Raw genomic sequence first — 15,716 nt, 5'->3', positions numbered from 1 at the left:
TATGAAACCATTCACTAAACCGTTTCCTGAAAATTTTTTATGGGGTGGAGCAACAGCAGCGAATCAAATTGAAGGGGCTTATAAAGAAGGTGGAAAGGGTCTTTCTACAGCAGATGTACTACCAAATGGTGTCTTTAGCCCACCAAATTTCTTACTAAATGGAGATTGCCCTTATCATACTGCAATTGACTATTATCATAACTATAAACAAGATATTGCTCTCTTTGCAGAAATGGGATTTAAATGCTTCCGTATGAGTATAGCATGGACTCGAATTTTTCCAAATGGTGATGAGTCTCAACCAAGTATAGAAGGATTAGCTTTCTATGATCAAGTATTTGCCGAATTGAAAAAATACCACATTGAGCCTATCGTAACAATATCTCATTATGAAATGCCTCTCAATTTAGTGAGAAAATATGGAGGATGGCGAAATCGTAAACTTATTGATTTTTATTTAAATTTTGCCACTACTTTATTTGAACGCTATAAACACGTGAAATATTGGTTGACGTTTAATGAAATTAATTTTGTAATTCATGCTCCTTTTACTGGTGGGGGACTCGAGTTTAAAGAAGGGGATCATAAGCAAAATATACAGTATCAATCGGCTCATCATCAATTTATCGCAAGCGCTTTAGCTGTAAAAGCAGGTCATGAAACGATAAAGAATAGTAAGATAGGTTGCATGCTTGCCTATGCGCCAACTTATCCGCATACTTGTAATCCTGAAGATGTATGGAAAGCCATGATGTTAGATCGTGAAACAGTATTCTTTACTGATGTTCAAGTTCGAGGGTATTATCCGTCATATACTGAAAAATATTTCGCTGAAAATCAAATACAAATCACAATGGAACCTGGTGATGAGGAAATTCTCTCATCCCATAAAGTAGATTACCTAGGTTTTAGCTACTATAATAGCGGTACGGCATCTGCTTCTCCTGATAAACATGAAACTTCTGCCGGTAACTTACAGGTTGGCGGTGTTAAAAACCCATACCTAAAGGTCTCAGATTGGGGATGGGAAATTGATCCAAAAGGTTTACGCATAGCCTTGAATTTGTTATATGATCGATACCAAATACCTCTATTCATTGTTGAAAATGGTTTTGGAGCAATAGATGTACTAAATACAGAAGGTACAGTACATGATGATTATCGAATTAATTATTTGAAATCTCATATTATAGAAATGAAAGAGGCCATCGCTGATGGAGTCGATTTATTAGGTTATACTACATGGGGACCAATTGATTTAGTAAGTGCATCAACAGCAGAAATGAAAAAGCGTTATGGATTCATCTATGTAGATAAGGATAATGATGGAAATGGAACCCTAAAACGTTATAGAAAAAAAAGTTTTGCATGGTATAAAAATGTTATTGCCTCTAATGGTGATAATTTGGATTCATTTTGAAATTAAATTTTAACACATTATCCGAAAAAATTCTCTTTCCTCAAGCGTGTACAGGGGGATAGCCCAACGATAGGTGGGAGAAATCTTTCGGTTTGGTGCAGCCAAAAGATTTCTGATAAACTAGAAACGGTTCTGTTGTAAAGTTTCTTAACACATAAAACGGTGAGGAAATTACAATTGAATTTTATGAAGCCGCTATTAATTTTGTAATACGTTACACGACGAAAAGACGAGGTCTGATTGAAGACTTCGTCTTTGTTTATTTCGTTGGAATCTATAATTAGAGAGTATAAAGAGAAGAAATAAAGTAAAGTATGAACCACCTAACTAACACATATTACTTCATAATGCACTTAGTAATTATATAATTTTTATATAGATATATGGTTTATTATTTTGCAGTAGGGGGGATTTTGAAAAAGAAAGAAGAAGCATATTATCTGCATGTGTGCTAAAGGACAAAATTACGAAATTCATTAAAATAGAACCATGGCGTTCATTGAAAGAAGAAATGAATGTTTTAGGTTTCACGGACAGTGATATTTTTTAAGTTCAAATGGTATTATATGATCCGAATAAAGGCAATAAGCAAAAATAAAAGCAAGATAATAGGGATCACGCCACATTGCTATTAAGCTAAGCGTATATAAGTTTAAGCTCTTTTCAGCACCTTTTACATCTAATTTGATTCATAACAGATGGGTGTCATAGACCACCAAATAAAAACACAGGGTTTTATCTCTCTGTTTCTTCAAATTTTCGTTCTTGAATATATGCTTTAGCATGAATAATGTCTTCCTGAAGTTCTTTTAATTCTTTCATAGATTCTGATTCAATAGTCATGTAAGCAGTAACTAACCTAATCATCATATCCATGTTCTCTACTATATTTTGAATGACCTGTTCAGCTTGCTCTTTTTTAGGGTGTTGTATTGCTTTTAACGAATTCCCCAAAAGAATTCTCCTTCCTCAAGCGTGCGAAGGGCGTAGCCCAACGGTAGGTGGGAGATGAATTTCGGTTTGGCATAGCCAAAGACTTTTGATAAACTAGCTATATGAAGTTCTTTGATAACTTGATATATGAGGTTGCAGGAAGAAAATAGAGTGCGAAAACCAAGCCATTCGGTTCCTGCGTAAAATATCAACCGTACCAAAAGAGCGTCCAAGCGTTGGACATCTAGGGGTGGAACACCCCGAAGTTACGCTCAGGGAGACGAAAGGGTACTTTCGTCGTGGAACTGAGAAGCTCCCACTTCAAGCTTTGCTAAGTGGCGAGTAGTTCACTATATCTTCCATATAATTGTTCTTTCTTTGCTTGATATCATAAATAAACTGTTTTGTGTTTGAGTTCAGTTGTTTTTCCTCCGTTTTAGATTTCTTTCTATTCTATCATATTTGAATAGAAAATATTGGATTCCCCTACATTTACACCTGTCTTATACATCTCCTCAATTATACAAACTAATTCTTTAACGTACAGGGAACTAATCGAAACGTGTTAATTTTGTGTATAAACGTACAATTTTCTTTTTTGGATATGGTGAGGCCATGCCCATCAACTTAAGAAAAATAAACGCCCCAAAAACGAAAAAAATGAACCGACTTCTCAAAGTAGCTACCTGTAGAGTAAGAAAATTTTCGTTTAGGGGGTACTTCAAAACCTTAGCTTGATAGCGATGTGTTCCATTCTCCAAAATACATATTGGTTCCTGCGGTTATATATTCTAATGCTAGTATTTTTCTATATAGATGGTAGCAAATTAAAATTTATACTAAATAATTGTAATATATGAAGATACGTATAATGAAAAATTTATATATTTTTTTATTTTAATATTTAAAACTTATGTATACATGTTACAATATAGTCCTCGAATTTATTGTATTCTTCTATTTAGAATTTATGGTTCAGTAATCCAACAAAACAACAAGCGGCTGTAGTAAATAGATGTATGAATGAAGTGAAGCAGTTAGAGTGGTTTAAAAAGCCATTAAGTAGAATTATCCAGGGGATATATTCACTTAGTTAAGTTTTAGAGAATTTCTTATGGTAAGGATTTCATACAATTTAATTAGGCCTAAATTAAACCTTTTATCCAATCAAAACTAAAAACCATTTTAATAGAGTGAAGTATATATTTAATACGGTTTATTTGGAATAATTCTTATTTTTATATTTGCTTAAAATAGAAAAATAACATACTTGAAAGGGGGGATAAATAAAACTCCGCTTGTGAAAGCTAAATTGCTATCTCTGAAGATATATGTAAAAGGATATAGTAGTAATTTCATTTCAAATGATACCATAAATAATTGTAGAAAAAGATAAAGGAGTAAACATTTAAATAAATAATATGAGTTGTAAGAATGAAAAGGAGAAGAAAATCGTGTTTAATATAAAAAAAAGATTGGAACAAATAAAGCTAAAAACGAAGTTGTCTATGGCATTTATTGCAATATTAATTATACCTAGTCTTATTGTAGGAATAACATCTTATGATGAGGCGAAAACAGATCTTAATGAAACAATTCTACAAACAGCAAAAGATAATGTAAGTATTTTAGATAAGATTGTTGATGATGAATTAGAAAACAAATATATAGATGTAACTTATTTTGCAAAATTACTCACACAAGGCAATTATAATCCTGATCAATTACAAAATGTGCAGAGTAAATTTGAACAATATATACAGTTACATCCAGAGATAGAAACAATTTATTCCGCATCCAGTAACAATCAATTTATTCATGCGCCTGTTGGAGAAATACCAGAAGGATTTAATCCGTTAGAAAGTAGTTGGTATAAGGATGCAGAAAAAGCTAATGGAGAAATTATTGTTTCATCTCCGTATAAATCAAAAGCTACAGGAAATATGGTAATAGCGATTGCCAAACAAAATGCAGATAAAAGTGGTGTCATTGGTATGGACTTAAATATTGATGATATCGTAAAAACATCTAAAATGATAAAGATAGGAAAGCAAGGTTTTGTAGCTATAGTGGGTCAAGATAAAACTATAGTTGTTCATCCAACATTAAAACCTGGTGAAAAATTAGATAAATCTTTAGCAGATGAACTTTATAAGAAAGAAGATGGAGAGATTACGTATAGCCTCAATGGTGAGGACCGAAACATAAGCTTTAAGACAAATAAAAAAACAGGTTGGAAAATAGCTGGTGTAATGCCTACGAAAGAAATTGAAGAAGCTACCAATCCTATTTTTTATAAAACATTTGCTATAATAGGAGCTTCTTTATTATTAGGTGGAATTATAATTTTCTTCATTCTTAGATCTATTATTAATCCACTAAGACAATTAGTTATTTCAGCTCAAAGAATTAGTCGAGGAGATTTAACGGAGAAAATTGATATTCGTTCAAAGGATGAACTTGGTCAATTGGGTGATAGTTTCAATGCAATGGCAGAGTCTTTACGCAATATTATTTCACAAATTAACACATCTGCAGGACATGTAGCAGCTTCTTCTGAGGAACTAACTGCTAGTGTAGAGCAAGCAAGTGTTGCAACAGAACAAATTACAAAAGAAATGGAAGAAATCTCACATAGTGCAGAGGTTCAAAATAATGAAGTTGAGTCTGGAGCTAAATTAATAGGTGAGGTAACACGAAATATTCAATGTGTAGCTGATAATGCTTCTGAAGTATCGACCTCATCTTTATACACAAAACAAAAAGCAAATGAGGGGGAACAATTAGTAGAACAAACTGTAACACAAATGCAGTCTATACATAATTCTGTTTCTCAATCCGATACTGTAATTAAATTATTAGATAAGAAATCGCAGCAAATAGGCACTATATTAGAAGCGATTCAAAATATTGCTGAACAAACAAATCTACTAGCACTTAATGCGGCGATTGAGGCGGCTAGGGCAGGAGAACAGGGACGTGGATTTGCAATTGTTGCGGATGAAGTTGGGAAATTAGCGGAACAATCAGGACAATCTTCAATGGAAATTGGAAAAATAATTAAAGAAATACAATTAGATGTACATGAGACTGTAAAAGCTATGAATGAAGTAGGAATAGAAGTACAGTCGGGAATTAAGGTAGCGAATGATACAAAACAAAGTTTTTATGAGATTTCAAATTCAGCGAATGATATCGTTTCCAAAGTACATGGAATGGTGGACCTATCAAATAAGATGACATCTGATGCAATGCAAGTCGATACATCTATTAATCAAATAGCAGTATCTGTAAAAGAGAATAGCACAAGTATGCAAACTATAGCTGGTTCATCCGAAGAACAACATGCATCCATGGAAGAGATAAATTCTTCAGCAATTCAATTAGCACAAATGGCCGAAGAATTACAGGAGTTAATAGGTGGATTTAAAATATAAAATTTTGGTATACCCTTAAATTATTAAAACACATAAGGTTTTATAAGAGCGTATGTTGAATTATTTTACAATATACGCTCTTATTTTTGTTTTTTACAAAAAACCCTAAAATTAGAACGGATAATTACATTCATAAGTGAGGGAATTATAGCAGAAGAATACAAAACACTACCGAGGAATATTAGAAAGGAATTTCATGTAGAATGTAACTGCTCGATAATGAAATGTTTTGATAGACGTTATTTTGAGTAATAGTTGTAGAACAATTTTCGAGCAAAAAGAGGCAAATTCAATGGATTGGCTGTTGGCTGTAATTTCGCTTTCTTTAAGTGATTAAGTAAAAATGACATAATATATTGGGATGGAAAATTGATATTATTTATATATTTATTTGTAAGCCCGGTTGAAAGGAAAATACTGTGTAAGTATTTTTGTGAACATTTGGTGAGCAGTATCATAAATGTGATAAATCACATATTAAGAATATAATAATGTTAAAAGCAAGTGATCGTTATCACCACTTGCTTATGAGGTCTCTAAATAATGAAAATTAAAAAACATACTAAATAGAGTGAACAGGCACCTCATAGATAATATGTACTTCAATTATTAATTCTAAACATTGAGCAATTCTCACGCGTATTGACTAAAAAATGTGGTTATGATATTTTTGAATAATTTTACATATTGTTTTGAATAAGTTAATTTTTTTTTGAATATATAATTACTATAAATAAATATTCGAATTCAAATAACGGACATAATTTCCCTTCCATTTACCAGGTTAAGTACCCAAATTGGCTTAACTCCACTTCCGTTGTATTATTTCCCGTGGTTATTTGGAATTTTAACAATATATGCTCTAGTTACTGAAATTATAAAGAGAATATACATCAGGAAGTTTAATCGATGGCTTTAAAACTAAAACATTTTGTTGAAGTTCATTTTACGTTGAAAAGGCGGAGTCTCTTTGGAGACCTCGCCTTTTCGGTATATCATGAATTACAGGAATTACTAGTAGCCTCATAATATTTCCTCATATATTCATGCCTCTGTTTATCTCTTGAGAAACTTTGCACCAGAACCATATATACCCTAGAAACACATGTTTCCCTACAGGAAAGGTGAATTCATCTTTCACCTAACTTATTGGTGCTATGCACCTTCACACAAATTGAGGGGGAAGTTTTCTTGGCTGAAAATAATCTAGATAGTTTAATTTCTAATTGTTCCTGTATCTTTTATTTTAACGTGTGTATTCACACGTATTTTAGCTTTTGAAAAAGCGTGCAACCAATCTTTTTTTACCTTTTTCCATTCTTTATATTGAAAAGCTCTAGCGTGTAATGATAAACCAATTGGATCAATTTTATTTCTCTGCATATCCTGTAACATGCCTTGTAATTTTTTATTGAACTCTTCCTGGATTTCATGTTCCAATCTACCTATATTCTTATTACCATGTAAATGAGTTTTAGTTAAGTTTCCGTTGGTTTTTTCAATTAAGGATACATTCATACTTACATCTATATTAAAAATAAATTTACCTTTTTGGAAATCAACACTAATTTTTCTCTTTGCATTTTGTACGAAAACAGACGTATTTGGCTTTTTATCAGATTTTTTTGGAGAAAGAACAAGGTGTAGTATCATCCGACCTGTATTTTTTGACTTATTAATAAGGTTGAAAAACTTCACATCGGTTTTAGGAATCTTCGTTAAGTACTTTCCTTGATGATTTAAAAATGCAATTCCTACCGTATCAATTTCATTATTTGTTTTCTTGATAATGGGAACAGTTTGCGTCATTCCCTGTTCATTTTTTTCTCTCATTAATTGTTGAATCGTGGAAGAGACGGATTGATTATTTTGAATAGACGATTCGATTACACCCTTTATATAAGATGGAAGTGGTGGCTTATCAGGCCTATTAACTTTAAACACATCTTCTGCCGGTCCATCAACAAGCACCACTTTAGCATTGATGGTAGCGTAAGGATCACGGTAAGAGGAATCGAGCGCCTGTATCCAATTTTCTTCTTGTGCTAATTTAGCCCCAATTAAAATAACTTCAGCTTTGGATGATGTCACATACCCTGTTAATTTCGTATCCATTTTGCTAAATCCATCATATATGGTTGACGCCTGAACCCAATGCTCTACAGTACTGCTTTGCTGTTTATGATGAAAGAGTGGTATGCTTGTGCCCACTTTTATGTTTCCATTAGAAGTTCTATCTAAGCCGATTAATAGGATTAAAGAAACTTTTTCAAGAGGAATTCTCTGACTACAACCAATTAAACATACACAACAGATTACAATCCATATCCATTTTCGAATCAAAGCTGTTTCCTCCTAGTAAACCAAGTAAAAACAATGCTGTAAGCGAAAAAGAAGATTGGTAATAGAATAAAGAAAATGATATTTAAGATATCCATAAGAGAATATATAAATAAATATTGATCCACATCGGGGTTTAGAAAAATGAATAAGCCGACTATTAATAGCATAAAACCAACCAGCACCCAATTGCGAACGGTTTTTTGAAATAAAATGGTCACAGATTTGAAACTGAAAAATAAATACGGATATATTGTAGTGGAAAATACAATCAAATAGTAAGCGATATATAAAATTTCTAATCGTTCTATGAAAGAAAAACGAACTCCTTTTAACAGATGAAATACTGGCCAAATCACTTCCTTTATACCTTCAGGGCTAAAATATATATAAGAAAGAATAGTAGCATATAGGTAGAAAAACATGGTTCCTGTATTCGCTATAAGTATTCCTTTTATCGCTTTATGTTTTTTTTGTAAAAACGGATAAATAAAATATGCAATTTCTAAGCCGGCATAAGGGGTAATTGTTTCTTTAGTTGCCTTTACAATAGGATATATACCATCTTTTAAAATGGGTAGTAGGTGTAATGGATTGTAATTACTCTGTAATGAGAAAAGGAGAAAGATTGGCATCCAAGTAGTGAAGAAGAAAACAAGCATAGAGTAACTAGTAAGAGCCCTTATCCCACTCAGTGATAAAATAATAAAAGGAAATAGTAATAATATGGCGATTTGATAAGCAGGAGTGGAAGGGAATATCCACACTTTTACAATATCAGTTGCCTTTAATAAAGTATTAAATCCAGCAAAAAATAGATAAAAGGCATATAAAAGAATAAATATTGTCCCCAGCCATTTACCAAAATAAGTTGTTAAAATCTGTGAGAAATTTTTGTTAGGTTTTTTTTGTAACATTAATATAATAAATACGCCAATTATAGAAGTGATTATCCATCCCAGAATGATAGAAATCCAGCCATCTGTGCCAGCGGTAGTGGCAAGTGGACTTGGCATGATTAACATACCTGATGCTAGTTGTAGTGAATGGATGAAAATAATATATTCGAATAAAGTTATGTTTTGGAATTTAAGATTCCCCATGTGAACCACCTTCTTTTTTCTTTCTTTGTTTCGGTTGTCCTGTACTAGAGCGGGTGGTGATCATAGAAATAGGAAATCTTACAAAAGAATCTTTTAATTCTTGGAAACGAAAAGGTGCAATTGGCAATCCATATGGTGAACCATAGGAAGTTAGTGAAACAAAATGAGCAAATAAGAGCATTAATCCACTAACAATACCTACAATTCCAAAAAAGTAGGCAAATAACATCATTGGAAAACGAATAAGCCGAATACAACTTGATAAATCATAATTAGAAACAACAAATGATGCAATGGCAGTAATAGATACGATAATAACCATAACGTTACTCACAAGTCCTGCTTGAACAGCTGCTTGTCCAATTACAATACCTCCAACAATTCCAATGGTTTGTCCAATTGGTTGTGGTAGACGAATACCAGCTTCACGAAGCATTTCTAATGTGATTTCCATAATAAATGCTTCTAGTAAAGGCGAGAAAGGGACTTTAATTCTTGACGTTGCAATAGAAGTATATAGATCTAAAGGAATGATTTCAAAGTGGAATGAAACCATTGCAATATATATTGCGGGTAAAAATATAGCTATAATAAATCCTAAAAATCGTAATAAGCGAAAAGATGATGCAATCAGCCAATGTACATTATAATCATCGGGAGCCTGAAAAAATCCAATTAAATTCATTGGAACGATCATTGCACCAGGAGATCTATCAATTAACACTGCTACTTTACCATCAAGAATATGATTAGAAATAGCATCTGGGCGTTCACTTAAATAAGCCTGTGGAAAGGGAGTCCAATTTTGATCTTTTGTAAAGTTGGACAATTCTCCTATGCTCAATACTGTATCAGTTTTAATTTTACAGATTCTTGTCTCCACTTCCTGTACCACATCTTCGTTAGCTACATCGCCTAAGTAAAGTAAATATACAAAAGTAGTGGCCCGTTCTCCGATTGTCAATTTTTTGATTTTCAACTCAGTAGAAGGAATATATCTACGAATGAGACCTATGTTTTTAGTGGCATTCTCAATAAACCCATCATGAGAACCTTTAATGGTAACTTCTGAAATAGGTTCCTGAATCGATCTTTCTGCCCATCCCTTTGTATTTATGAGAAGGGCTTTCTTTTCTCCTTCCATAAACAGTACACATTGTCCCTCGAGCAGCCCTTTTTTAATTTCATTCCATGTATATACTGTTTTTGTATAAGTAGCAATAATATTAGAATTAAATACTTGTCTGTCTTCATTTACTTCTTGTAATAATGGTGTAACGACATTTCCTTTTAGTGCAACACCATCTGTAAGGCCTTCAAAATAATATAGTAAAATATTCGTGTTTGTTTTTAATTGTAATGGATGTTCAACTAAATCGGCACAAATATCAAAGATCTGTTCTAATGTATTCTTAAGTTCTTGTAAATTATTTGTCTGGATAGTTTCAACAATGGTATTTTCCATGGTTTCTAAGGTCTTTTCATTTAAAGACATGATTTACACCTCTTTACGTATAACAGTCGTGTTTTTATTATTTTTATATAATCAAATTTTATTCATTGGGATAGCAACACATCGCTATCAACTTGAAGTTTTGTGGCACCCCCAGAACGAAATTTTAACTTAGCTGTGATTGGTGAGGGAGGCTTTTATACAGAATGCCGTGGGAAAGGAAACACGTATTGCGTTTTTAGAAGCGGAATTGACATTCCTCAAAAAGTTAGACGAACTCGAAAGGTAGGCGTTACAGGTAAACGTAAAAAGACCGCCTATTACGGGCGGTCGCTTTTCTTAGGACATAAACAAAGGATGCAAAGTGCAACAAAAAATATAGGTAACAAAATTATAAGCGATAGCCTTACGATAGACTCTTCATAAAATTATTCAAATTCCTTTTATATATATGATTTTTATAGAATGGTTCTCGCATGTACGGCTTGATGCCCTTGTTTTTGGTGACTAATTTTCTGTTTATACGGTATTCATAGATAATTAAGTAGTTCAAATTTAGTAAAGAAAAAGAATAAAACATATATGGATGCGGATTGAGTAACCCTATCGCTCTTTTCGAACAAGAAACCCCATCGTCTTTAGAAATACAATGTAAGAGAGGTTGGATACAGTGCGACATTGAAACACATAAGGTTTTTGTGTTTTAAACGAAATATAGAAGTAATGTAAGGATTTCATGCATATAATAATGTTAATGGTTAAAATTAACAAAAAATTCATTTTAATCAGATAAAAATGACAAGATTTTAACTTACAATTATGTTAATGCGATTAAAAAAGGCTAATAACTATTTTTCATAACAGTTAAGTTTAGATAGGAAGAGGATAATGAAGACTAAAGATAGTTATAAAATCATTGTAATTGGTGCCGGGACTGCGGGACTGTCCTTTACTGCACATTTATTACGTAATGTATCCCTATTTAAAGAAAGTATAGCGATTATTGATCCATCTAAAAAACATTATTTTCAACCTCTGTGGAGTTTAGTGGGTGGTGGAATTGTTTCAAAGGAGTCTACGATGCGTGATCAAGAATCACTTGTTCCTAAGGGTGCGATCTGGATTCCTAAACGTGTTGTTAAGTTGTTCCCATCTGAAAATAAGATTCTTTTAGATGATGAAACTATGCTTGGGTATGAAATTCTTATTGTAGCAGCCGGTATACAAATAAATTGGGGTGGTATTAAAGGGTTGAAAGAATCTATTGGGACTAATGGTGTTTGTAGTAACTATTCCTATAAATATGTTGATTCTACTTGGAGAGAAATTGAAAGATTTAAAGGAGGAAATGCTGTTTTTACCCACCCAAACACCCCTATTAAATGCGGTGGTGCCCCACAAAAAATTATGTACCTAGCCGAGGAGCATTTTTGTAATAGTGAAGTAAGAAAGAATAGCGACGTTATGTTTTATTCTGCAAACCCTAACATATTTCAGGTTCCACGTTATGCAGATACACTAGATAAGGTGTTAAAAAGAAAGCAAATTATAACGAATTATAATAAAAATTTAGTAGAAGTTATTGCCGAAAAGAGAGAAGCTATTTTTGAGGATACGCAAACACTAAAAAAAGAAAGTGTGTCATATAGCATGTTACATGTTGTTCCACCAATGGGACCGCCTAGTTTTATAAAAGATAGTGAAATAAGCGATCATCAAGGTTGGGTTGATATAGACCCTTATACTTTGCAGCATGTACGTTATAAAAATATTTTTGGACTAGGGGATTGTACAAATTTACCCACATCTAAAACTGGAGCGGCAATTCGAAAACAAGTACCTGTCTTAAAACAAAATATTATGGACGTACTGAATGGAAGAGATATGCAGGCTAAATATGATGGGTATACATCTTGTCCAATTGTTACAGGGTATAAAAGTCTTATACTAGCTGAATTTAACTATGAACATGAGCCTCAAGAAACGTTTCCGTTTAATCAAGCGGAAGAACGGTATAGCATGTTTTTGCTAAAAAGATATATGTTGCCATATATGTATTGGAATTTTATGTTGAAAGGAATTTTATAGGGGAAAGATAAAAAGTTGTTGTGAACTACTCGCCACTTAGCAAAGCTTGAAGTGGGAGCTTCTCAGTTCCACGATGAAAGCAACCTTTCGTCTCCCTGAGCGTTACTTCGGGGTGTTCCATCCCTAGATGTCCAACGCTTGGACGCTCTTTTGGTACGGTTGATATTTTACGCAGGAACCGAATGGCTTGGTTTTCGCACTCAATTTTCTTCCTGCAACCTCATATATCAAGTTATCAAAGAACTTCATATAGCTAGTTTGTCAAAAGCTTTTGGCTATGCCAAACCGAAATTCATCTCCCACCTACCGTTGGGCTACGCCCTTCACACGTTTGAGGAAGGAGAATTATTTCGGAGAATTCGTTAAAATCTGAAAAGTAATAGGAAATAAGAAATAGGAGGGAATAGCCATGCTCTTAAAATATTTTTATGATGAAAAATTAGCACATGCTTCCTATTTAGTTGGTTGTCAGAAGGAAGGAGTAGCAATTGTAATTGATCCAAGCCGTTGTATAGAACAATATATAGAATATGCTAGGAAAGAGGGAATGGAAATAATTGCTGCGGCTGAGACACATATTCATGCTGATTTTCTTTCTGGGGCTAGAGAACTTTCTCATCTTTATAAAGCAAATTTATATGTATCTGATGAAGGTGATTGTGATTGGAAATATCAGTATCTTAATGAGATTCAATACCATCTTGTCAGAGAGGGAACTGAATTTAAAATTGGTCATATAAAATTTAAAGTAATTCATACTCCAGGCCACACACCTGAAAGCATTTCTTTTTTAGTAACTGACACGAGCCAGAATAATTATACAAATGAACAACCTATTGGAATATTCACGGGTGATTTTGTATTTGTAGGCGATGTAGGAAGACCAGACCTATTAGAAACAGCTGTTGGTATTAAAGACACTGCTAAAAAAGGAGCAAAGCAACTATTTGATTCTATACAAGAAATAAAAAAGCTCCCTGATTATTTACAAATCTGGCCATCGCATGGTGCAGGAAGTGCATGTGGAAAAGCATTAGGGGCAATTCCAACTTCTACATTAGGTTATGAAAAGATGCTCAATTGGGCATTTCAGTGTAATGAAGAAAGTAATTTTATATCTACTCTATTGACGGGACAGCCAGATCCTCCGAAGTATTTTTCATTAATGAAGTATTTAAATAAATTGGGTCCACCAATTCGTAAGAAGAGAGATATTATTAGCATTAATACATTTGAAGAGTTCCAAGAAATCACTAAAAAAGTTCAGCAAATTGTTGATATAAGGGATGTAGAGTGTTTTGCTGCGGGTCACATTGAAAAATCCATTAATATTCCGTATAACAATTCTTTTTCAACTTGGTGTGGGTGGTTATTAGACTATAAAAAAGAAACATTAATCATTTTAGATATGGAAAAAGTTAATGTGGAGGAAGTTATTAGAGACTTTGAGTCTATTGGCTTAGATAATACTATTGCTTTTGCGCCTTCAAAAGTAATTCAAAGATCCCATAGTTTAGAGAGTTATAAGGAAAAAACATCAGATGAATTATATCCGTTAATAAAGGATGGAAGTGTTAAGGTTATCGATGTGCGTAGTAAAAAAGAATGGGATGAAGGACACCTTCATGATGCAATACATATTGCTTTAGGTAATTTATTTGAGCAGCTAGATCAAGTTCCTACAGGTTGTCCTATAGTTTTACAATGCCGGACGGGTTTACGTTCTGCTATAGCTGCTAGTATTTTGCAAAGAGCTGGTTTAAAGGGTGTAGTCAATTTAAAAGGAGGATTCCTTGCATGGGGGAAGTCTGGATTACCATACTATAAGTAATTTAAAAGAGTATAAAATGTCTTTTTCTTTTTTCAACATTCATCTTTTATTGACTGTCGGGATATTGCAGATGCTGCAGTGGAAGTTTTGATTAACAGGGAGAAATCAGGGGTAATAAAAAGGATAGTCATGTCATTATTTAAGACGTAACGCTTTCTCTACGAGCTGACGAATTGCTTCATTTCAATTACTTATCTTGTTATCGTGCCAAAAATACTCTATTTATTTTACTTGTTCTTTTGTAAATGCAAATAAATTTTCATGTATGGGAAAAGCTTGTTACAATAGTAAAGAATAACTTGGGTACAATTGATAATGAAATGGGGAAAGATATTAGATGAAAGCAACCGGAGTAACTAGAAAAATAGATGAATTAGGGCGTGTGGTAATTCCAAAGGAACTTAGAAATACGCTAGGTATGAAAGAAAAATCACCATTAGAGATCTTTGTAGAAGGTGAAGACATTATTTTACAGAGGTATCAGCCTGGTGGTGTTTGTGCGTTAACAGAAGAAGTGTCAAATCGTAACATATCATTAGCAAATGGTAAGATAGCATTAAGTCCAGAAGGTGCAGAATTATTAATAAAAGAAATAGAACAATACCTTGTAAAATAAGAAGCTCCTTTCAAGGGGCTTTTTTAGGTTTAACATTGTAATTTCACGTACCGTAATAATTAATAAAAGATAAAACACCACACAAATAGTCTACATTTACTTTTATGTTGAATTAATCCGCTAAATGGATCATGTATTGTTTATTTTGCATAGATTTCTTGCGAAATATGTCCCTAAAGCAGTATTTCAATTTAAATGTGATACGATAGTTATATATTCGTTTTGCTAGTAAAAGGAGATGAGTTTCGATGAAAAACCACAAAAAAGTAAATGGAAAAATCCTTCAAACAAATAAAAAATGGTCACATCTCAAGCGAAAACAAAAAGAACATATTTCTAATTGGTTACGTAGAGAATATACACAGTTTGTGAACTACTCGCCACTTAGCAAAGCTTGAAGTGGAAGCTTCTCAGTTCCACGACGAAAGTACCCTTTCGTCTCCCTGAGCGTTACTTCGGGGTGTTCCACCCCTAGATGTCCAACGCTTGGACGCT

The 15,716-nt window shown here is 33.1% G+C and carries 10 protein-coding genes; 6 read left to right on the top strand and 4 right to left on the bottom strand.

Annotated features, from left to right (window positions below; all coding sequences use genetic code 11):
* Nucleotide 1 precedes the first annotated feature (1 nt).
* Nucleotides 2-1,420, top strand: a complete 1,419-nt coding sequence (locus tag MR155_RS27735) for a 6-phospho-beta-glucosidase (protein ID WP_078205717.1) — start codon at nucleotides 2-4, stop codon at nucleotides 1,418-1,420.
* Between the two features lie 735 nt (nucleotides 1,421-2,155).
* On the opposite strand, the gene MR155_RS27730 is transcribed toward MR155_RS27735, so the two are convergent.
* Entirely contained in the window at nucleotides 2,156-2,374 is a 219-nt protein-coding gene (locus MR155_RS27730) for a hypothetical protein (RefSeq protein ID WP_078205718.1), read from the bottom strand.
* A 1,433-nt stretch (nucleotides 2,375-3,807) separates the two neighbouring features.
* On the opposite strand from MR155_RS27730, the gene MR155_RS27725 reads away from it, so the two are divergent.
* Entirely contained in the window at nucleotides 3,808-5,790 is a 1,983-nt protein-coding gene (locus tag MR155_RS27725; protein ID WP_242311638.1) for a methyl-accepting chemotaxis protein, read from the top strand.
* A 1,215-nt stretch (nucleotides 5,791-7,005) separates the two neighbouring features.
* Here MR155_RS27725 and MR155_RS27720 read toward each other — a convergent pair.
* The 3 genes from MR155_RS27720 to MR155_RS27710 are packed head-to-tail and all read right to left on the bottom strand — an operon-like array spanning nucleotide 7,006 to nucleotide 10,728.
* Nucleotides 7,006-8,133: a Ger(x)C family spore germination protein gene (locus MR155_RS27720; protein WP_242311636.1), complete on the bottom strand. Its 1,128-nt coding sequence runs from the start codon at nucleotides 8,131-8,133 to the stop codon at nucleotides 7,006-7,008.
* Complete coding sequence (locus MR155_RS27715) at nucleotides 8,130-9,233, bottom strand: GerAB/ArcD/ProY family transporter (RefSeq protein ID WP_242311634.1); 1,104 nt, start codon at nucleotides 9,231-9,233, stop codon at nucleotides 8,130-8,132. The genes MR155_RS27720 and MR155_RS27715 overlap by 4 nt, the downstream gene beginning before the upstream one ends.
* Nucleotides 9,220-10,728, bottom strand: a complete 1,509-nt coding sequence (locus tag MR155_RS27710) for a spore germination protein (protein WP_242311632.1) — start codon at nucleotides 10,726-10,728, stop codon at nucleotides 9,220-9,222. Before MR155_RS27710 ends, MR155_RS27715 begins: the two co-directional genes overlap by 14 nt.
* Before the next feature lie 846 nt (nucleotides 10,729-11,574).
* Here MR155_RS27710 and MR155_RS27705 point away from each other — a divergent pair.
* The 4 genes from MR155_RS27705 (at nucleotide 11,575) to MR155_RS27690 (ending at nucleotide 15,619) form a co-directional block, all read left to right on the top strand.
* Entirely contained in the window at nucleotides 11,575-12,774 is a 1,200-nt protein-coding gene (locus tag MR155_RS27705) for an FAD/NAD(P)-binding oxidoreductase (protein ID WP_016093704.1), read from the top strand.
* A gap of 409 nt (nucleotides 12,775-13,183) precedes the next feature.
* Complete coding sequence (locus tag MR155_RS27700; RefSeq protein ID WP_242311630.1) at nucleotides 13,184-14,605, top strand: MBL fold metallo-hydrolase; 1,422 nt, start codon at nucleotides 13,184-13,186, stop codon at nucleotides 14,603-14,605.
* A gap of 337 nt (nucleotides 14,606-14,942) precedes the next feature.
* Nucleotides 14,943-15,221, top strand: coding sequence for an AbrB/MazE/SpoVT family DNA-binding domain-containing protein (locus MR155_RS27695; protein ID WP_002069660.1), 279 nt, complete (start codon nucleotides 14,943-14,945; stop codon nucleotides 15,219-15,221).
* A gap of 248 nt (nucleotides 15,222-15,469) precedes the next feature.
* Complete coding sequence (locus MR155_RS27690; RefSeq protein ID WP_016097109.1) at nucleotides 15,470-15,619, top strand: hypothetical protein; 150 nt, start codon at nucleotides 15,470-15,472, stop codon at nucleotides 15,617-15,619.
* Nucleotides 15,620-15,716 lie beyond the last annotated feature (97 nt).

This window comes from Bacillus cereus group sp. BfR-BA-01331 (assembly GCF_022663915.1).
In the GTDB taxonomy this organism is placed as follows: domain Bacteria; phylum Bacillota; class Bacilli; order Bacillales; family Bacillaceae_G; genus Bacillus_A; species Bacillus_A mycoides.
The sequence above is the reverse complement of the archived record's forward strand: the minus strand, read 5'-3'. Positions and strand labels throughout refer to the sequence as shown.